Source organism: Loktanella sp. M215, assembly GCF_021735925.1.
Lineage (GTDB): Bacteria > Pseudomonadota > Alphaproteobacteria > Rhodobacterales > Rhodobacteraceae > Loktanella.
The window spans coordinates 51,995-71,631 of sequence record NZ_WMEA01000007.1; the positions used below are offsets into that span (position 1 = coordinate 51,995).

The following is a 19,637-nucleotide window of genomic DNA, read 5'->3' on the forward strand; positions in this document are numbered from 1 at the left end:
TTTAGGGCGTCAGATCACATGGCATCCGAGCTACCGGATACCTTTTGAATTGTTGCCCAGGCGGGCTCCGCCGTCAAGAAGTGGTCTCTCCCATAGCAAATACAGGGTCGGCCACGATGCCGCCCTCACCGTCCTTAAGACGAGATCCTAAATCCCAAGCGGAAGGCCCGAACATTATCTACGAGGTCAGGAACCTGCCTCCACGGCTCTACAGAGAGGGGTCCTTCCGCCTGGGCTCGTCCCCTCGAAGAAGGGACGATAGGGTTCGCCGGATTTGATCACGGCGTGAATGGTGCGGGCCATCTTTGCGGCGATGGCTGTGTAAGCCTTGCGGCGCAAATCCGGGTTGTGACGATCTTGCGCAATGTAACGCTCGAACTTGTCGCGGAAGCTGTTGGCCTTCTTCATGACCGCCGTCTGCCCTGCAAGCCACAAAGTGCGGCGCAAACGGGCGTTGCCGTATTTGGAGATCTTGCTTCGACCGCGGAACATGCCGGACTGGACGGTTGCCAGATCCATGCCGCAAAACTTCAGAAACTGCCGGTGATGACGGAAGCGGCGCAGGTCACCGGTCTCGGCCAGGATCGTCAGGGCGTTGATCGGCCCGATGCCGGGAATGGTGCGCAGCAGCAGGTAATCGGGACGATCGCCGAGCAGTTCGACGGCACGGCCTTCGATGGCATTGCGTTGGCGGATCAGGCTTCTGCCTTCGGCCAGCATCATGCGGAACATCCTGATGGCGTCAGAATCCGGCGACACGGGCAGCCCCGCGGAAGTCTTCGCCGTCTCGTAAATATCTGACAACATGAGGGTCTTCTCGACCTTGCGTCCAACCACTTCCCAGGCCGCCTTGGTGAACTCATCCTTGGTCAGGGCAGATATCATGTGTGGAGACGGGAACATCTCGAGGAAGGCCAGGAACCAGTCGGTGCGCGAGCTGCGGTGGAAGCGGTCGGCCTCGGGAAAATAAAGTGGCAGATAGTGGGTCAAAATCCGATGCCACAGCTCGGTCTTGGACCGCGACACCGCATCATGAGTCTTGGACAATTCCTGAATGTCATTCGTACCGGCGACCATCGGGTCCTGGAAGATCTGCACCGCGCCGATTTGCAGCATGTGCAAGATGACTTGCGCATCCTTCGGATCATTCTTGTCCCAGCTGTTGTGCAGCGCCTCGCGTGTGCGGGCGAGGGCGACCGAGGATACCAGCTTCAGGTCGAACCCGGCGACGCCGAGATGATACATCAGCACACGGTGATAGTTGCCGGTGGCCTCAAACCCGATCCGGACCGGCAGGCCATATTCCCGCAAGATCGCGATCAGGCGCATGAAGTCGTCGGTGGAATTGGTGATCGTCATGCGCCGCCGCCGCGTCTTGCCCGGGACGGCAATCAGCACCTCGTGCCGGTGTTTGGAAATGTCGATGCCTACCAGAACGCGGGCATCCGAAGTATGTTCAACCTTGGCCATGGCCGGTCTCCTCTGTGGTGTGGTTCGCAAAACCACCATAGAGACCCGAGACCCGGTTATGGCCGCCTGCTGCGCAATTTTGGAGGCTGCGCAGGCGGCCATAACCTTGAACGGCACTTCATTCCCAACATGCTATGGCGCAGAATTTATTGCCAAGAAGGTGCGTGCCTGGATCGGTGCCGTGGGCGCGAAAACCGCGTTCATCACACCTGGCTCACCGTGGGAGAACGGCTACTGCGAGAGCTTCAACGCCCGTTTCCGGGATGAGCTGCTCAACGGCGAGGTCTTCACCACGTTACGAGAGGCCCAGATCCTGATCGAACGCTGGCGTCGTCACTACAACACGGTCAGGCCACACAGCGCTTTGGGATACCGGCCGCCGGCGCCCAAGAGCATCGTCCCGATAGACCAAAGACCGACCATGCACTAACATTCAAAATGGGCCACTCGATGGGGGCACTCCAGGCCCTCGCGCGCGCACTTTTTGAGGATCGTCCCATCGTGTTTCTGGACGAGCCGTTTTCAGCCCTTGATGCAGGCACACGGGCCGACATGCAGGAACTGGCGACCGACGTTTTGAATGACCGTACCGTTTTATTGGTCACCCATGATCCTGCCGAAGCCGCACGTTTGGCGCATCAGATTACCATCATGTCAGCGCAAGAGACGCAAAACTGGCCAGTCCCTGAATCCGCAGCTCCTAGAGACATCAACGCGGCGGAAACACTCGCATGTCAGGCCCAGTTGCTTGCGTATTTGCGAGGGACTGCCGCATGAGGTTTTGGGATACCTTGCTGGCCTTGTTGATCGGGCTGGCTTCGTGGCAAGTGCTGGTCATTGTCACCGACGCGCCCCACTTCATTCTGCCGTCCCCTTGGCGGGTCGCGCAGGCCGCATACAAAAGCCGCGTGATCATCGCAGAAAATGCGTGGGTCACAGCGATCGAGGTCGTACTTGGGCTGCTGATTGGCACGGTACTTGGCGTTGCAACAGCGATTCAGCTGGCGATGTCAAAGACCGCCGAACGGCTGATGTTGCCGATACTTGTGTTCACCCAAGCCGTACCCGTTTTTGCATTGGCTCCGTTGCTGACGCTTTGGTTCGGCTACGGCATGGGATCAAAAATTGTGATGGCGGTTCTGATCATCTACTTTCCGGTCACGTCCGCTTTCCACGACGGGTTGACGCGGATCGACAGCGGCTACCGTGATTTGTCGATTTCGATGGACGCAGACACGTGGAATTTCATGCGGCACATTCAAATACCCCAAGCGCTTCCCAGCCTAGGCACGGGGCTCCGGCTTGCGGCAGTTTATGCTCCAATTGGCGCGGTCATTGGCGAATGGGTCGGGGCCTCTCAGGGGCTTGGCTATCTGATGCTGCTTGCCAATGGTCGTGCAAAAATTGACCTGATGTTTGCCAGTTTGATCGTTCTGGCGTGCCTGACCGTCATGTTACACATCGCAATCGGCATGCTGGCCAACCGGCTGACCTGTTACGCCCAAGGCACAACCAAACCATAGAACGCACCAAAATGCGTCCCGCTGATCTTTTGAAAGGTTCAACTCAAAAGGACTGGGATGCTGCCAAAACATCGCGCTCCACGACGCGCTGGCCGATCCTGGCGTGCAGTTTCCCGATCTCTCGTTCGGACATTGATGGCTCAGCTGTCACCATCGCGCCGCTACCGTGGTCGACCTTTGCACCGCAGTTCCCGCCGGGGGCCGGCTGTCCGTCGCGCCCCAGTTGCATTGTGTCGTTCCGCTTGATCTACGGCCCTGTCGCATAGCGCAGACGCGTGCGGTGAAAACTTTCGCTGATCACCTCGGTCATCGCCGCGTGGGCTAACGCGGCTTCGCCGCGCGCGATGGCCGTGGCAATCGCGCGGTGCTTGCGCGACACTTCGACCTTGCTTTGTGGAAAGGCGTCATTCGCCTCGGTCATGAACAGGGAATAGAGTGCTGTCTGCACCATGTCGCCCAATGAATGCAGGAAGCGGTTCTGCGACAGCTTCAGGATCTGCTTGTGAAATTCGTAGTCCGCCACGGCAAAGGCGGCACGGTCGGCGGCATGTTCCATGTCGTCGCACAGCTGCGTCAGCCGTGCCGAGTCCACCACGTTCGCCAGTTTGGCGGCCTTTGCCGCGGCCGCGGGTTCAAAGATAATCCGGATTTCGAACAGCTCTTCGTAGAATTGCGTCGGGTTCTTTTGGGCCGCGTGCCACATGAGCACATCTTCGTCGAACATGTTCCAGTCGTCGGCCGCGCGGACATGGGTGCCGACCTTGGCCTTTGACTGGATCAGACCCTTGGCGATCAGCGTCTTCTTGGCCTCGCGCACGACCGTGCGCGAGACGCCGAACATCTCGCAGAGATCGGGATCGAGGGGGATCATCGTGCCCGCCCGGTATTCCCCTGCAACGATCGCGCGTCCCAGCTGATCGACGACGAAGGTGGTATGGTTCGACGCGCGTTCGTCCCGTGCGCCGTAATGGACGAAATTCATGATGGCGTGACGAAGCCAGTCGCTGCTTTTCTGCGTGCCGTCGATGCCCAAGTCAGTCCCTTTTGCAGAAGGATGAATGCGAAAAGCAAACCTCCGATGACGATTTTTGTCCACCAGCTCGACAGCGTTCCATCGAAGACGATGTAGGTCTGGATCAGCCCCATGATCAGGATGCCGAAGAATGTCCCTGCGACAAATCCGTAGCCGCCCGTCAGCAGCGTGCCGCCGATGACGACCGCGGCAATGGCGTCAAGTTCCACGCCGACGGTGGCCAGCGAATACCCTGCCGAGGTGTAAAGCGAGAAGACGATGCCCGACAGTCCCGCGAGGCCCCCCGAGATGGCATAGATCCCGATGGTGGTCGAGGCCAGCGGCACGCCCATCAGCCGCGCCGTCGCACCGCCGCCGCCCAGGGCATAGACGTTCTGTCCGAACCGGGTGCGGTGGGCGACGAGGGCACCGACGATGAAGGTCAGGATCATCACCCCGCCGATCAGGCGAAAGCGCCCGCCACTGGCGGTCTTCCAGTAGATCTGTTGCAGCGTGTCGTAGAACGGGTGATTGATCGGCACGGAATCCGTCGACAGGACGTAGGCGGCACCACGGGCCAGGAACATGCCAGCCAGCGTCACGATGAACGGCGGCATTTCCAGATAGTGGATGACAGCGCCCATCGCCGCACCGAAGGTCGCGGTGATGACCAGCACGAGGGCAAAGGCCGCCAGCGGGTGGATGCTGGTGTCACGCAGGATTACGGCAAGAAAGACGCCGGTAAAGGCGATGACGGAACCGACTGACAGGTCGATCCCGCCCGACAGGATGACAAAGGTCATGCCGACCGCGACGATGCCCAGAAAGGCATTGTCGGTCAACAGGTTGGCTACCACGCGCAGCGACAGCATCGCGGGATACTGCGAGGCACAGAGCGCGTAGGCCAGTACGAACGTCGCCAGCGTGATCAACAGGGGCAGGTGGGTGGACCGGATCATCGGTGACCCTCCTTCAGCGGTGGCAGGGGTTTGCGGGCGGTTTGGGGTGCAGAGGCGCGCAGGATGTAAAGCAGGTGGCTGACCTTGGGCGACTGGATCACGAGGATCGCGAGGATCAGCAGCGCCTTGATGATCAGGTTGAACTCCGGCGGCAGACCGGACAGCAGGATCAGCGAGTTCACGGACTGGATGATCATGGCCCCCAGCAGCGACGCGATGATCGAGAAGCGACCGCCCAGCAGGGAGTTGCCGCCGATGACGACAGCGAGGATCGCGTCGAGTTCCAGCCACAGCCCGGCGTTGTTGGCGTCTGCCCCTTGAATGTCGGCGGCGACGATGATGCCCGCGATCCCGGCCGCGAGGCCCGAGACGACGTAGACGCAGATCAGCAGGACGCGGCTGTTGATGCCGGCAAGCCGCGACGATGCCTCGTTGATGCCGATGGATTCGATCAGCATCCCCAGCGCCGTGCGGCGCACGAAGATCGCGACGAAGGTGCCAAGGGCCAGCCAGATCACCACCGGTGTCGGCACGCCAAGGACGGTGCCTGCGCCCAGATGGATCAGGCCGGGGTCGAGGAACGTCAGGATCGTGCCGCCGGTGATCAGCTGCGCAATCCCGCGCCCGGCGACCATCAGCACCAGCGTCGCCACGATCGGCTGGATGCGCAGCACCGCCACAAGGATCCCGTTCCACAGCCCGCACAGCGCGCCGACGGCCAGCGCACCGGCCACGGCCGTCAGGAAATGGTGCCCGTCCACGACGAGAGACGCGGCCGTCGCGCCAGCGATGGCCATTACCGCGCCGACGGACAAATCGATCCCCTTGGTCGCGATCACCAGGGTCATGCCAAGGCACAGCAGCGCCGTCGGCGCACCCCGGTTCAGCACGTCGATCAGGTTGCCGAACAGCCGACCGTTCTGCAGTTCGACCTTCAGGAAATCGGGAAAGACCAGCAGGTTGAGGCCCAGCACGATGGCCAAGATGATCAGTTGCGGCGCGATCCGCCGCATCAGGGCGCGGCCCATCATGCCACCGCCTCCCGCACCGGGTCCGCCGCGATGGCGCGGATGATGTTGTCGGAGGTCACGTCTTCGCCGACCAACTCTCCGACCTGTTTGCGGTCGCGCAGCACGACGACGCGGTTGGCATAGGCGACCAGCTCCTCCATCTCGGAGGAGGCGACCAGCAGCGCCATGCCGTCCTGCTGCAGGCGGCCGATCAGGGCAATGATCTCGGCGTGGGCGCCGATGTCGATGCCACGGGTGGGTTCGTCGAGGATCAGGAAATCCGGGTCGGTGGCCAGCCAGCGGGCCAGCAGCGCCTTCTGCTGATTGCCCCCCGACAGCAGCCGGATCGGCATGTCGAGGTTCGCCAGCCGGATGTCCAATGTGCGGACGTAATGCTGGGCGATGGCATCGACCTTTTTGCGGGGCACCGGGCGCATCCAGCCTTGCCGGGCCTGCAGCGCCAGCACGATGTTGTCGCGCACGGACAGATCGCCGACGATGCCTTCGGTCTTGCGATCCTCGGGGCAAAGCGCGAAACCGTGGGCGACGGCGTCGCGAGGATTGCGGATTTGAATGTCCTGTCCGCGCAGGCGCAAACGGCCCTGATCCGCCCTGACCGCGCCAAAGATCAGGTTGGCCGTCTCGGTCCGGCCCGATCCCAGTAGCCCGGCCAGACCCACGACCTCGCCCTCGCGCAGGTCGAGCGTGAAGGCGTCCAGCATCCCGGTCTTCTGCAGACCCTCGATCTGCAACAGCGTGCGTCCGTCGACCTTGGGCGCGGGGGCACGCACGCGGGCGGCCAGCTGGCGGCCCAGCATCAGGTTGATGACGTCGTTGCGCGTGGCACTGGCAAGGTCGAGGCGGCCCACAACCTGCCCGTTGCGCAGAACGGTGGCGCAGTCGCAGATCTCAAAGACCTGATCAAGGAAATGGGTGATGAAGACGACGGCGAGGCCGCGTTTCTTCAGCTGGCGGATCACGCCGAACAGCAGTTGCACCTCGTCATGGTCGAGGCTGGCGGTGGGTTCGTCGAGGATCAGCACTTTGCCCGACATCTCGACCGCGCGGGCGATGGCCACGACCTGCTGGATCGCGACGGAAAAGGTGGACAGCGGCTGCGTCGGATCGATCCGGATGCCGAACCCCCGCAGCGACTCGCCCGCGGCGGCATTCATCCGGCGGCGATCCACGAAGGGGCCGCGCATCGGCTGGCGGCCAAGGTAGAGGTTTTCGGCCACAGTCAGGTTCGGCAGCAGGTTGACCTCTTGGTAAACCGTGCCGATGCCCAGCGTCTGGCTGTGATGTGTCGATTTCGGATCGATGGGGGTGCCGTCGAGCACGATCTCTCCTCCGTCGCGGCGATACACGCCGGTCAGACATTTGATCAGAGTCGACTTGCCGGCGCCGTTCTCGCCCAGCAGGGCATGGATCTCTCCTGCCTGCAGGGTCAGGTCGACGTTGTCCAGCGCGACCGTGCCGGGAAAGAATTTCGAGATGCCCTTGGCGTGCAGCACCGGGCGCGGGGTGTCGGTCATGGAGTCGTCCTCGGGCAGGAAGGAGGGGACGACACCCTGCGCAAGTCGCAGGGTGTCGTCCGACTGATCGCGGGCCGCGGTGGCCCGCTTACATCAGTAGCCCAGACCCTTCTTTGTTTCGTAGACCGCCTGGTTGTCGTCGGCCGCAGTATAGAGCCGCGATTCCGTCTGGATCCACTTCGGCGGCATGGTGCCGTCGGCCTTGTAGGCTGCAAGGGCGTCCAGCGCGGGGCCGGCCATGTCCGGCGTCAGCTCGATCGTGGCGTTCATCTCGCCATTGGCGATGGCGAGGTGGGCGTCCGGCACGCCATCGATCGACACGATCTTGATATCTGTGCCGGGTTTCAGACCCGCTTCCTTGATCGCCTGTATCGCGCCAACGGCCATGTCGTCGTTGTGGGCGTAAAGTGCGCAGATGTTTGCACCGCCTTCGGCCTTGAGGAAGCTTTCCATCACGACCTTGCCCTGACTGCGGGTGAAGTCGCCGGTCTGAGAGCGCACGATCTTGAGGTTGTCATGCCCGGCGATGGCGTTCTCGAAGCCCTTCTTGCGGTCGATGGCGGGCGACGATCCGGTCGTGCCCTGCAACTCCACGATCTTGCAGTCGGCGCCGGCCTCTTCGTCCACCAGCCACTGGCCGGCGACTTCGCCTTCGTGCACGAGATCTGAGGTCACGGCGGTCAGATAGAGGTCCTCTGGCGCATCGACGGTGCGGTCGAGCAGGATGACCGGGATGTCCGCATCCTTGGCCTCCTCCAGCACGCCGTCCCAGCCTGTCGCGACGACCGGTGCGATCAGGATCGCATCGACACCCTGCGCGATGAACGACCGCAACGCAGAGATCTGGTTTTCCTGCTTCTGCTGCGCATCCGCGAACTTGAGGTCGATACCGCGCTTTTCGGCTTCCTGCTTGGTCACGGTCGTCTCGGCGGCGCGCCACCCGGATTCCGAGCCAATTTGCGAGAAGCCGATGGTCATGTCCTGCGCCGCGGCGGCAAGCGGGGACAGGGCAACGGCGCTGGCAAGCAATGCTGATCTGATAGACATGGTGTTCCTCCCAAAACATGATGTTAGGTCATTAAGTATTACTTTAATACTTTTGTAAAGATATTGGTGCGGGGGGAGTTTGCCCGAACATGCTTCTGACGAGACAGCGGGACAGGGTCATGCGCCAGACGGTCAGAGATCTTTGAAGAGAAAATCTATACCCTACGCCGCTTGGCCAGTCCGCTGCATGCGATGCCGCGGCAGGCGTCTCGGTTCGTCAAGGTTCACTGACGGAGTCTGCCGGGCGCTGATCTTCGCGGTCATCTGCGCCGGGCTGCTTTACCGCAATGCGGGCAGGCCGACGCCGGTGGATTCGAATCCGCCATCTGCCGCCACGACCTGACCCGTGACGTAGCTGGCCCGTTCACTGGCAAGGAAGCAGATGACGTCCGCGATCTCGCGCTCGGTCCCGTAGCGGTTCAGGGGAATCGCATCGTGATAGGCGGCGCGGATTTCGGGCGAATGGACCGCGAGCGCCAGTTTCGTGTTCACCGGGCCGGGGCAGACACAGTTGGCACGGATGCCGACCTCGCCCAGTTCCGCCGCCTGCTGTTTGGTCAAGTGGATGACGGCGGCCTTCGACGTGCCGTAGGCGATGCGCAGGGTGGACGCCCGCAGGCCCGAGATCGAGGCGATGTTGACGATGGCACCGCCGCGGGCGGACAGCAGCGGGAGGCAGGCCTGCGACATGAGGAAGACGCCGTCGAGGTTTGTCTCCATCACGCGGCGCCAACGGGCGAAGTCCGTCTCGGCCAGCGGCCCGAAGTCCGCAACGCCCGCGTTGTTCACAAGTATGTCGAGGCGGCCACAAGACTGCTCGATTTCCGCCACCGCCTGCGCCACCTGCAGCGGGCTGGAGACATCGCAGGTGACGGCGAGGGTGCCGGGCAGGGTTGCAGCGACCTTTTCCAATTCCTCGGCGTCGCGGTCCAGCATGACAACGCGGCGGCCCTCGGCGTGAAAGAGGGTCGCTGTGGCGAGGCCGATGCCGCGGGCGGCACCGGTGATCAGGGCAACGGTTTGGGTCATTTCAGCATCTCCGGCAGGAACAGGGACAGGGCTGGGATGGCTGCCACGATGGCGAGGCCGATGACGCTGATCGCCAGGAACGGCAGCGCCGCACGGGCGATACGTTCCAGCGGCATGCGCGTGATATTGGCCGCGACATACAGGTTGATGCCCACGGGCGGCGTGATCAGGCCGATGGCGAGGTTCACCATGACCAGCACGCCAAACCAGACCGGGTCCCAGCCCAGTTCGCGGACGACCGGCATGAAGATTGGGAGAGAGATGAACATGACCGTCACCGGGTCCATGAACATGCCCGCAATCAGCAGGATCAGCATGATGACCATCAGGATCACGGCACCGTTGTCCGACAGGCCCAACAACTGCCCGGAATACTGGCCAACGAGGTCTTCGACCGTGACGACCCAACCGAAGAGGCTCGCGTAAGCCACGACCAGCATGACGACGGCAGAGGATGCGGCAGCCTCTGTCAGTGCATCATACAACGTGCGGACAGTCAGCGTGCGATAGGCGAAGGCGCCGACGGCGATGGCGTAGACGGTGGCGACCAGCGCCGCCTCGGTCGGGGTGAAGATGCCGGAGTAGATGCCGCCAAGGATCACGACGGGGGTCATCAGGCCCCAGAAGGATTCCCGGAAACTGCGGCCCAGATCGCGCCAGTAGCCGTCGCTTGCGGGCGCGGGTGCCAGCTTGTCGAGGCCCGCGCGGCCACGCGGCTTGATGAAGGGCAGGACGACCAGCATCAGCAGGCCCATGAACAGCCCCGGCACGATGGCGGCGGTGAAGAGGGCGGAGATCGAGGTTTCCGCAATCACGCCATAGATCACGAGGCCGATGGAGGGTGGGATCACGATGGAAAACGCGGCCCCGGTGCAGACGAGCGCGGCGGCGGCGGCGCGGGGATAGCCGTCCTCCTCCATCCCCTTGATGATCATCGGACCGATGGCGGCGACGGAGGCCGGGCCGGAGCCGGAGACGGCGCCCCAGAACAGGCAAACGACAGTGCCGACGACGCCCATGCCGCCGGGCAGATCGCCGATCAGGATGCGGAAGAAGCGGATCATGCGCTCCGCGATACCCAGTGTCCCCATCAGCGTGCCGGCGAGGATGAAGAACGGGATCGCCAGCAGCGCGTATTTCGAGATGCCGGTCGCGATCAGGTCGCCGGCGAGGTCAAAGCCGAAACCGATCAGCCACATAGCATACATCGCCGAGAGGCCGAGGGCGAAGGCCACGGGGACCCGCAGGGCCATCAGCAGAAAGAAGACGACGATCATCTGGGTGCCGGCACCCATGCCAAGAATGTCAGACACTGGGGGTCGCCTGAGGTTCGGCGCGGGGCGCGTGCCATGTCTCGGACGCGTGTTGCAGGTAGCGAATGATGATGAGGGCAAAGCCGAAGGGCAGGCCGATCTGATACCACCAGGCGGGCAGGCCAAGGGCATAGCTGCGCATGCCGCTCTCGATCTGGTTCATCGCCGTAACCCAGGAAAACCACGCCGACGCCGCCAGCAGGATCACGGAGAGGATGACCGACAGGATGAAGACCGCCTGTGCCGCGCGTCGGGGCAGGGCGTCCTGCACCAGCGTTACGGCCAGATGCTCGCCCCGCCGGGCGGCGATCGCTGCACCGAAGACCGTCAACAGCAGGAAACCGTTGGTCAGCACTTCCTCTGACGCGGCGAAGGAATAGTGGGTGGCGTAGCGCACCACGACGTTGACGAAGCCGATCAGCGTCATAGCCAGGAACAGCAGGGCGCAGACGATCTTCTCGAATTCTTGCAGCACGAAGCGCACGTTTCTCTCCTCCCCGGATCGGCGCGACCCCTTCCCAAGGGTCGCGCCGCAGTGGTCTTAGTTGGCGGGCGTCGCGGCGATGGCGTCCTGAAAGCTGCCGACGATGTCCGTGCCGACCTTGTCGGCCCATGTGTCGAAGGCGGGCTGAGTCGCGGTGCGGAAGGCGGCAAGTTCCTCCTTGGAGGGCTCGTAGACCTCCATCCCCTTGTCGCGCAGGAAGGCGACGCCGTCCTCGGTGCCCTTGCGGGTAATCTCGCGCTGGTATGCCATCGCCTCGGTTGCGGCGGCGCGCATGTCATCCTGTGTCGCGGCGTCGAGGCCGTCCCACACCTTGGTCGACACGCCAAGGAAGATCGGGTCGTAGGAGTAGTGCCACGTCGTCAGATACTTCTGCACCTCGAAGACCTGCTGCGGGATAATGACGGCGCCGATCGGGTTTTCCTGACCGTCGACGACACCCTGCTGAAGTGCGGTCATCGTCTCGCCCCACTGCATCTGCTGGGGGTTCGCGCCGAGGGCGTTCATCACGTCGATATACATCGGCCCCGCGACGCGCATGTTCAGGCCCTTCATGTCGTCGGGCGACTTGATCGGGCGGACGTTGTTGGTGACTTCACGAAAGCCGTTTTCGCCCCAGGCGAGGACTTCGATCCCCTTTTCGCGCAGGATGTCCTCCAGCAGCTTGGCGGGCTCGCCTTGCGTGGTGGCATCGACCTGCGCGTAGTCCTTGTAGAGGTAAGGAAGAGAGAAGACGGCCATTTCAGGCACCAGCGGTGTCACGTTGATCGCCGAGGTCACGACGAGGTCGAGCGCACCGCGGCCGACCATCTCGGCCTGCTTCATCTGGTCGCCACCGGAGAGCTGTGCGTTCGGAAAGACGCGGACGTCATAGGCGCCGTCGGTCTTTTCCTTCAGTAGTTCCGCGAACTTGTCCGCGCCCTTTTGCCAAGTCGTCGTGTCGCCGGTGTTGTGCGACAGGCGCAGGGTTTCGGCATGGGCCGCCCCGGATAGTGCGGTGGTGGCAAGTATCGCGGCCAAGGTGGCCTTCAAGATCATGTTCATTACAATTCCTCCCTCAAGACTGCACAATGTGGAACAGACATCATGTCGCAGAGCAAGATATTTCTTGCTTTATATGCAGTAATGGGCAGGTCTTGGGGTGAAAGCCGGTGAAGCCAGATAAATGAAACGAAGGATGGTCCATATCGTGAAAGACCTGGAGGCTGGTCCCGTCAGCGGCACGCAATCCGTGGACCGGGCGCTTGTCCTGTTGCAAACGGTGGCCCGCGCGGGGACGCTGGGCGTGTCGCTGTCCGGTCTGATCGCAGGGTCCGGTCTTGGCAAGCCGACGGTGCGGCGGCTGATGCTGGCGTTGATCCGGGGCGGACTGGTGGAACAGGACGCGGGGACACGCCGCTATCATCTGGGCGAGGAAAGTTACGTGCTCGGGACGTTGGCCACACCGCGCCACGGCCTGCTGGAAATCGCGGCGGACGCGGTCGTGCGGCTGGCGCGGGACAGCGGCGACACGGCCTTTGTTAACATGCGGCGCGGGTCCGCGGCCGTTTGCCTGCACCGCGAGGAAGGATCATTCCCGATCCGCACCCATGCGCTGGAGACGGGGGCGCAGCACCCGCTCGGCATCGGGGCGGGATCGCTTGCCATGCTGAGTGCCTTGCCGGATGGGGAGATCGAGATCGTGCTGGCGGACAATGCCGCCCGGATGATGGCGGACTATCCGACCTACGACGCGGACCTGCTGCGCAGCGACGTCACCGCAACGCGGACACGGGGATTCGCGTTGAACCCCGGTCGCATCGTCGGGGGCAGTTGGGGCGTGGGCGTGGCCTTGCGACGGCCGGACGGATCGATCGCAGGTGCCTTGTCCATCGCGGCAATCGACAGCCGGATGCAGCCGCCGCGCGATACGGAACTGGCTGCGCTGCTGAAGCGCGAGGCGCGTGATATCGAGACAAGATTGGCGCGGCGGATGCCGCAGCCCCCATTGGAGGACAAGACATGACCGACCCCAATATCGTGGGCTGGGCCCACACCGCCTTTGGCAGCAGTGACGCGGCGGATACTGAAGCCCTGATGGCTGAGGTCACCGGCCCCGCGCTGGATCACGCCGGTGTCGCGGCAGAGGACGTCGACGGCATTTTTGTCGGTGTGTTCAATAACGGTTTCTCGGATCAGGACTTTCAGGGCGCGCTGGTCGGCATGGGTAACGATGCGCTGAGCCGCGTGCCCGCGACGCGATATGAAAACGCCTGTGCCACGGGGTCCGCCGCGTTGCATGGCGCGATGGATTTCATCGCCAGTGGGCGGGGCAAGATCGCGTTGGTCGTGGGGGCCGAGAAGATGACCGCCACGCCGGGGGTGGAGGTGGGTGACATCCTGCTCGGCGCCTCCTACCGGCGCGAGGAATCGGGCGTGGGTGGCGGATTTGCCGGACTGTTCGGTCAGATTGCCGCAAACTACTTTCAGAAATACGGCGACCGGTCGGAAGAGCTGGCGATGATCGCCGCCAAGAACCACCACAACGGCATGCAGAACCCCTTCGCCCACATGCGGCGCGATTTCGACGTGGCCTTCTGCAATGCCGTGTCCGAGAAGAACCCGCTTGTCGCGGGTCCGCTGCGGCGCACCGACTGTTCGCTGGTGTCTGACGGGGCGGCGGCGCTGGTGCTGGCGGCACCGGAGGTCGCGGCGGAGCTGCATCGCGCGATCCGGTTCCGGGCGCGCAGTCATACGAACGAACCTTTGGCGCTGTCACGCCGCGACATGACCCGGTTCGACGGTGCGCGACGGGCGTGGGATCAGGCCTATGCCACCGCCGGCGTGACCATCGACGACCTGAGCCTCGTCGAGACCCACGACTGCTTCACCGTCGCGGAACTGCTGGAATACGAGGCGATGGGGCTGACAGCACCGGGGCAGGGCGGGCGCGCGATCCGCGAAGGTTGGACCGCCAAGGACGGGCGGCTGCCGGTGAATCCCTCTGGCGGGCTGAAGTCCAAGGGCCACCCCATCGGGGCCACCGGCGTGTCGATGCACGTCATGGCCGCGATGCAGCTGATGGGTGAGGCGGGGGGGATGCAGATTCCCGACGCAAAGCTTGCGGGCGTGTTCAACATGGGCGGGGCGGCGGTGGCGTCCTATGCCTCGATCCTCGAACGGGTGTCATGATGCCCGTCTCGACCCGCGTGATGAACCTGTCGCAGTTCCTGACGGAGTCCGCGCGGCGCCACCCGGAGGACGTGGGCCTCGTCTGGGGTGATGCGACATGGAGTTGGGCCGGGATCGAGGCCCGGTCGACCGCCTTCGCGGCCGCCCTGCGCGACCGCTACAGGATGAAGAAGGGCGACCGCCTGCTGGTGCAATCCGCCAACTGCAACCAGATGTTCGAAGCGGCCTTCGCCTGCTGGAAACTCGGCTGCGTCTGGGTGCCCGCCAACTTTCGCCAGACGCCAGAGGATGTAGCTTGGCTGGCGGCGTCCTCGGGCGCCAGAGGGCTGTTGGCGGGGGCAGAGTTCGCAGAACATATTGCCGCCTGCGACGTGGCGTTTACCGTCACCATCGGAGGTGAGGGCGCGGATGACTACGACACGCTGGTCGCGGAACACGCGGAGGCGACGGTGGTGCCCGCAGCGGTGGACCGGGACGATCCGGCGTGGTTCTTTTTTACCTCCGGCACGACCGGCAAGCCGAAAGCGGCTGTGCTGACCCACGGGCAGATGGCGTTCGTCGTGACGAACCACCTGTGCGACCTGATGCCGGGAACGGGTCCCGACGATGCCTCCATCGTCGTGGCCCCCCTGTCGCATGGGGCGGGGATTCACCAGTTGGCGCAGGTGGCGCACGGGGTGAAGACGATCCTGCCGGGCGGTACGAAGTTCGACGCAGCCGAGGTCTGGCGTCTGATCGCCAGGTGGCGTGTTACGAATGCCTTCACCGTGCCGACCATCGTGAAGTTGCTGGTGGAACATCCCTCCGTGCACGACCACGATCATTCGTCCTTGCGCTACCTGATTTACGCGGGTGCGCCGATGTATCGCGCCGATCAGGTCCGCGCGCTGAAAGTGCTGGGGCCGGTGCTGGTGCAGTATTTCGGGCTGGGCGAGGTTACGGGCAACATCACCGTGTTGCCACCCGCGCATCATTCTGCCGATGATGCGGCGATGCGCATCGGCACTTGTGGCTTTGCGCGCACAGGGATGCAGGTGCAGGTGCAGGATGCCGAAGGCCGCGCGGTGCCAGCGGGCGAGACGGGCGAGGTCGCTGTCATTGGCCCTGCGGTCTTTGCAGGCTACCACGACAATCCGGAGGCCAACGCCAAGGCGTTCCGCGACGGATGGTTTCTGACGGGAGATCTCGGGCACATGGATGCGGAGGGGTTCCTGTATCTGACCGACCGGGCCTCGGACATGTACATTAGTGGCGGGTCGAACATCTATCCGCGCGAGATTGAGGAGAAGATCCTTCAGCACCCGGGCATCAGTGAATGTGCCGTGCTTGGCATGCCCGACCCGGTCTGGGGCGAGGTGGGGATCGCCGTCTGCGTCGCTCGGGGTGATGCGCCGGAGGGGGCTGCCCTGCTGGACTGGCTGGCGGCCAAGGTGCCGCGCTACAAGATGCCGAAAACGGTGGTGTTCTGGGAAGCGATGCCGAAATCGGCCTATGGCAAGATCACCAAGAAGCTGATCCGCGCCGAGCTTGTCGCACGGGGTGACGCGGCCAGTGGCTGAGGGTCGCCACTTGGTCCATCCCGGCCCGGTGGCCGGGGACCGGATCACCGCCGTGCCCTGCGTGGCGACACACCGGCGCGTCAGGTTGCGCGCCGGATCGACCCTGTTGCAGGCCATGACCGACGTGGCAGGCGATATGGGGGCGTGGTTCGACCTGCGCGATCTGCCGGTGGCCACGCTGACCTTCGTTCGCCCTGCCCCTGCGCCCGACGACACCCATGTCGCGTGGTACAGCGACGCCATGACTCTGCCCAATGCCACGATCCGGCGAGCCGGGGCGCATCTGGGCCGGCGGGACGGCGCGTCATTTGCCCATGTCCACGGCTTGTGGTCCGACACTCAGGGCGGCCATCACGCCGGCCATCTGCTGGCCGAGGCGACGGTGCTGTCACAGGATCACGTGGTAGACGTCTGGATCCTGACAGGCGCTCTGATGGACAGCCTGCCGGACGCGGAGACGGGCTTCACTTTGTTCTGTCCCGTCCGGACCGGATGTGTCGCGCGGCCGAACGCCGTGCTTGCCGCCATCAGGCCGAACATGATGATCGAGGACGCTCTTGCAGAGATCACCGCGGCGATGGATGAGCCTGCCGTTGCGGTCAAAGGTCTTGGCAGCATTATAGGCACGCGACTAGAGAGGGGAACCGGACTGGACGACCACGCGACGGAGGTGCTGCTGACTGATGACACGGGCAGGCATGTGGTGTCCGTTGGCTTTGCCGGGCCGGCCGTCGCAGGAGCGCTGGCCAAGGGGGTCAATCGGGTCTGCGTGACTTTCGAGGTTCTGATGCTAGCTAGTTTTGGCTGACGACCGCTGCACCAGGCGCTGGATGTGTAATCCATTCACAATGACGCACTCCGACCTCCAACGACACTCTGGCGCCGCACCGCGCTTTCTGCAGCTGCCAGGACATGCTGGCGCATGAGCGCAACCTTGTGGACGGGCACTTTGATCTGGTGACCATCGCGACGTCCGACGCCAACCACTAAGAGATTACCAAGGCGTCCCTGAACGCAGGCTTCTATTTCTTGTGCGAAAAGCCGATGACCATGACCGAAGAGGAAGGCGAGGACATCGTCGCAAGCGTGCGCGACACCTGCCGCATCTGCGCCGTGAACTAGAGCTATACCGGTTAGAGCCTTGTGTGTCACATGCGGACGATGGTGGCGCGTGATGATCTGGGGGGCGTCCGCGTCGTGTTCGCCGAATTCTCCCATGGTCACCAATCCGGCGCCGCCGAAGCAGACAATCCGCGCGTTCGCTGACGGTATAACCAAGCGCAGGCAGGCGTGTCTGCACAGTTTGCAGACTGCGGCATTCACCCGCTGCACATGGCCATCTTTGACCCGTTTTTTCATGTGGCGCTGATCCATCTGACAGATGAAAAGCCTGACGTCCTGCGCAGACAAATCCGGGACAGCGACGTTCGCATTCTGTCTGAAACTGGAAAGAGAGACGATGCTGGCAACCAGCGCCTCACGTCCCGGACCCGGGGGGTGGCGGGTCCGTTTGACATGTGACGCAGATGGAACTGTTGTGAAGCAGTCCCGCGCCCGGGTCGGTCTGCGACTGAGGCGAATTTGATGGCGGCATGCGAGAGAGCACGGATTATAGACAAATCAAAGGGCATTGCCGGGCCAATATCCCAGGTGCCTTATGCTTGGCGTGCTGCACGTAATGATCCACCCGAATACCCGGTGCCGCGAATAATACCGCTTGCCTGCGACCTTTTGGACAGCTTACTAATCCATAGACGTCGGGAGAATCAGCATAGCTGATGCCGAAGGAGCAACCGCCCCGGAAACTCTCAGGCCCATGGACCGACGTCAAAACGAAGACTCTGGAGAGTGGCATACATAGTGTGCCCGCCGACGGGATAGCAATCTCAGGCACATGGACAGAGGGGGCATCACGCGTGAAAGCCTGGCTTTCACATTGAAGTGGTGCCGCAAGATACCTCAGGTATCTGGACGGCCCGTAGCCGAGAGGGCTGCCGATGTCGGACCTACTGCGTACCCCGCTACATGATCTGCATATATCGCTTGGCGCCAAGATGGTGGAATTTGCCGGGTATTCGATGCCAGTGCAGTACCCGATGGGCGTGATGCAAGAACACACCCACACCCGCGAAAAGGCCGGTTTATTTGACGTCAGTCATATGGGTCAGGTCATCATCAAGGGACCTGATTTCCAGTCGGCTGCACAAGCGCTGGAGACTCTGATCCCCGTCGATATTATGGGCTTGGCGTTGAACCGGCAGCGGTATGGTTTCTTGACCAATGATGCGGGCGGGATCATGGATGATCTGATGCTGGCCAACCGCGGCGATCACATTCTAGTCGTTGTGAATGCTGCATGTAAATCCGATGACATCGCGCACCTGAAAGCCAACCTGAGCGATTGCGCCGTGAGTGAAGTCACGGATCGCGCCTTGCTTGCCATACAGGGCCCAGCATCAGCGGCGGTATTGGCAGCACTCGACCCTGCGGCCGCTGAAATGCGATTTATGGATGTCGCGGTGTTGTCGTTCGACGGTGTTGCGTGCTGGGTTTCACGGTCCGGGTATACTGGCGAAGATGGATACGAAATTTCGGTGCCGGCCCATCAAGCGACAGCTCTTGCTGAACGGCTGCTGGCTCATCCTGATGTGGCACCAATCGGTCTTGGGGCCCGCGACAGCCTGCGCCTTGAAGCTGGGCTATGCCTCTATGGTCACGACATCGATACGCTGACGACACCGACACAAGCGGCACTGAATTGGGCAATCCAGAACGTGCGGCGCCGCGACGGCGCGCGGGAAGGGGGCTTTCCCGGCGCACCCGTTATTCTGGACGAATTGCAGGACGGTGCTGAACGTAAACGGGTCGGATTACGGCCAGACGGGCGCGCGCCGATGCGGGAAGGCGTGACACTTTTTTCTGGAATCGACGATGCTGCGCCTATTGGACAGATCACGTCCGGGGGGTTTGGTCCGACAGTCGGGCGCCCGATCGCGATGGGCTATGTGCCTGTCGCCCACGCCCAAAACGGTACGATTATTTATGGCGAACTAAGAGGTAAACGTCTGCCACTGACGGTCGTGGCCCTACCGTTCACGCCGCACAGTTTCAAACGCTGAATCGACGGAGAGACAAAATGAAATTCACTGAAGAACACGAATGGCTACGTCCAGAGGGCGATGTTGTGGTTGTTGGGATCACTGCACATGCGACCACCCAGTTGGGCGATATCGTCTTTGTGGAACTGCCAGAAGTCGGGGCGATCGTCGCGAAAGATGACGAGGTCGTCGTGATCGAAAGCGTCAAGGCCGCGTCTGACATCATGGCGCCGCTTGATGGTGAAATCGTCGAGGTGAACACCGCCTTGGCTGAAAACCCAGCCCTTGCCAATGAAGCCAGCGGCGACGCGGGTTGGTTTTTCAAGATCAGGCCGTCGAACCCGTCACAGATGGACGCTTACATGGACGAAGCCGCCTACAACGCAATGATTGCCTGAACGCCGGAGCT

The 19,637-nt window shown here is 62.8% G+C and carries 19 protein-coding genes, 1 pseudogene and 1 riboswitch; of the genes and pseudogenes, 9 read left to right on the forward strand and 11 right to left on the reverse strand.

Going from position 1 to position 19,637, the window contains the following annotated elements:
- Window positions 1-186: 186 nt before the first annotated feature.
- Entirely contained in the window at window positions 187-1,470 is a 1,284-nt protein-coding gene (locus GLR48_RS24120) for an IS110 family transposase (protein ID WP_237066606.1), read from the reverse strand.
- A gap of 136 nt (window positions 1,471-1,606) precedes the next feature.
- Between GLR48_RS24120 and GLR48_RS24125 the strand changes: the two are divergent.
- The 3 genes and pseudogenes from GLR48_RS24125 to GLR48_RS24135 form a co-directional block, all read left to right on the forward strand.
- A pseudogene (locus GLR48_RS24125) lies at window positions 1,607-1,900 on the forward strand (integrase core domain-containing protein); the annotation flags it as partial.
- 71 nt (window positions 1,901-1,971) lie between these two features.
- Window positions 1,972-2,247, forward strand: a complete 276-nt coding sequence (locus tag GLR48_RS24130; protein ID WP_442915874.1) for a hypothetical protein — start codon at window positions 1,972-1,974, stop codon at window positions 2,245-2,247.
- Window positions 2,244-2,993 carry an ABC transporter permease gene (locus tag GLR48_RS24135; protein ID WP_237066608.1) on the forward strand — a complete coding sequence of 250 codons (750 nt, stop codon included), beginning with the start codon at window positions 2,244-2,246 and terminating at the stop codon, window positions 2,991-2,993. The genes GLR48_RS24130 and GLR48_RS24135 overlap by 4 nt, the downstream gene beginning before the upstream one ends.
- 247 nt (window positions 2,994-3,240) lie before the next feature.
- Here the strand turns inward: GLR48_RS24135 and GLR48_RS24140 are convergent, their stop codons facing one another.
- From GLR48_RS24140 to GLR48_RS24180, 9 genes are all read right to left on the reverse strand, one after another.
- Window positions 3,241-4,026, reverse strand: coding sequence for a FadR/GntR family transcriptional regulator (locus tag GLR48_RS24140; protein WP_237066610.1), 786 nt, complete (start codon window positions 4,024-4,026; stop codon window positions 3,241-3,243).
- A complete protein-coding gene (yjfF, locus tag GLR48_RS24145) occupies window positions 3,972-4,964 on the reverse strand; it encodes a galactofuranose ABC transporter, permease protein YjfF (protein ID WP_237066612.1) in 993 nt (330 codons plus the stop codon). The genes GLR48_RS24140 and yjfF overlap by 55 nt, the downstream gene beginning before the upstream one ends.
- Complete coding sequence (locus GLR48_RS24150; RefSeq protein WP_237066614.1) at window positions 4,961-5,995, reverse strand: ABC transporter permease; 1,035 nt, start codon at window positions 5,993-5,995, stop codon at window positions 4,961-4,963. Before GLR48_RS24150 ends, yjfF begins: the two co-directional genes overlap by 4 nt.
- Window positions 5,992-7,509 (reverse strand): sugar ABC transporter ATP-binding protein, encoded by a 1,518-nt coding sequence (locus GLR48_RS24155; protein ID WP_237066615.1) that lies wholly within the window; start codon window positions 7,507-7,509, stop codon window positions 5,992-5,994. Before GLR48_RS24155 ends, GLR48_RS24150 begins: the two co-directional genes overlap by 4 nt.
- Before the next feature lie 93 nt (window positions 7,510-7,602).
- Window positions 7,603-8,556: a galactofuranose ABC transporter, galactofuranose-binding protein YtfQ gene (gene ytfQ, locus GLR48_RS24160; protein ID WP_237066617.1), complete on the reverse strand. Its 954-nt coding sequence runs from the start codon at window positions 8,554-8,556 to the stop codon at window positions 7,603-7,605.
- Between the two features lie 279 nt (window positions 8,557-8,835).
- Window positions 8,836-9,585 (reverse strand): SDR family NAD(P)-dependent oxidoreductase, encoded by a 750-nt coding sequence (locus GLR48_RS24165; protein WP_237066619.1) that lies wholly within the window; start codon window positions 9,583-9,585, stop codon window positions 8,836-8,838.
- Entirely contained in the window at window positions 9,582-10,898 is a 1,317-nt protein-coding gene (locus GLR48_RS24170) for a TRAP transporter large permease (RefSeq protein ID WP_237066620.1), read from the reverse strand. The genes GLR48_RS24165 and GLR48_RS24170 overlap by 4 nt, the downstream gene beginning before the upstream one ends.
- The gene (locus GLR48_RS24175; protein WP_237066622.1) at window positions 10,891-11,382 is read right to left on the reverse strand and encodes a TRAP transporter small permease; all 492 of its coding nucleotides are present in this window, start codon (window positions 11,380-11,382) and stop codon (window positions 10,891-10,893) included. Before GLR48_RS24175 ends, GLR48_RS24170 begins: the two co-directional genes overlap by 8 nt.
- 57 nt (window positions 11,383-11,439) lie before the next feature.
- A complete protein-coding gene (locus tag GLR48_RS24180; RefSeq protein ID WP_237066624.1) occupies window positions 11,440-12,444 on the reverse strand; it encodes a DctP family TRAP transporter solute-binding subunit in 1,005 nt (334 codons plus the stop codon).
- A 133-nt stretch (window positions 12,445-12,577) separates the two neighbouring features.
- Here GLR48_RS24180 and GLR48_RS24185 point away from each other — a divergent pair, with 133 nt between their 5' ends.
- The 4 genes from GLR48_RS24185 to GLR48_RS24200 are packed head-to-tail and all read left to right on the forward strand — an operon-like array spanning window position 12,578 to window position 16,938.
- Window positions 12,578-13,405, forward strand: coding sequence for an IclR family transcriptional regulator (locus GLR48_RS24185; protein WP_237066626.1), 828 nt, complete (start codon window positions 12,578-12,580; stop codon window positions 13,403-13,405).
- A complete protein-coding gene (locus tag GLR48_RS24190) occupies window positions 13,402-14,571 on the forward strand; it encodes an acetyl-CoA acetyltransferase (RefSeq protein ID WP_237066627.1) in 1,170 nt (389 codons plus the stop codon). Before GLR48_RS24185 ends, GLR48_RS24190 begins: the two co-directional genes overlap by 4 nt.
- The gene (locus tag GLR48_RS24195) at window positions 14,568-16,130 is read left to right on the forward strand and encodes an acyl-CoA synthetase (RefSeq protein ID WP_237066629.1); all 1,563 of its coding nucleotides are present in this window, start codon (window positions 14,568-14,570) and stop codon (window positions 16,128-16,130) included. The genes GLR48_RS24190 and GLR48_RS24195 overlap by 4 nt, the downstream gene beginning before the upstream one ends.
- A gap of 10 nt (window positions 16,131-16,140) precedes the next feature.
- Window positions 16,141-16,938: a hypothetical protein gene (locus GLR48_RS24200; RefSeq protein WP_237066632.1), complete on the forward strand. Its 798-nt coding sequence runs from the start codon at window positions 16,141-16,143 to the stop codon at window positions 16,936-16,938.
- Between the two features lie 35 nt (window positions 16,939-16,973).
- On the opposite strand, the gene GLR48_RS26180 is transcribed toward GLR48_RS24200, so the two are convergent.
- On the reverse strand, window positions 16,974-17,489 hold the full coding sequence (locus tag GLR48_RS26180; protein WP_442915875.1) for a hypothetical protein: 516 nt from the start codon (window positions 17,487-17,489) through the stop codon (window positions 16,974-16,976).
- 389 nt (window positions 17,490-17,878) lie between these two features.
- Window positions 17,879-17,964, forward strand: a riboswitch (glycine riboswitch).
- A gap of 163 nt (window positions 17,965-18,127) precedes the next feature.
- Between GLR48_RS26180 and gcvT the strand changes: the two genes are divergently transcribed.
- The gene (gcvT, locus tag GLR48_RS24210) at window positions 18,128-19,249 is read left to right on the forward strand and encodes a glycine cleavage system aminomethyltransferase GcvT (RefSeq protein ID WP_237066634.1); all 1,122 of its coding nucleotides are present in this window, start codon (window positions 18,128-18,130) and stop codon (window positions 19,247-19,249) included.
- A 17-nt stretch (window positions 19,250-19,266) separates the two neighbouring features.
- Complete coding sequence (gene gcvH, locus GLR48_RS24215) at window positions 19,267-19,626, forward strand: glycine cleavage system protein GcvH (protein ID WP_237066636.1); 360 nt, start codon at window positions 19,267-19,269, stop codon at window positions 19,624-19,626.
- Window positions 19,627-19,637 lie beyond the last annotated feature (11 nt).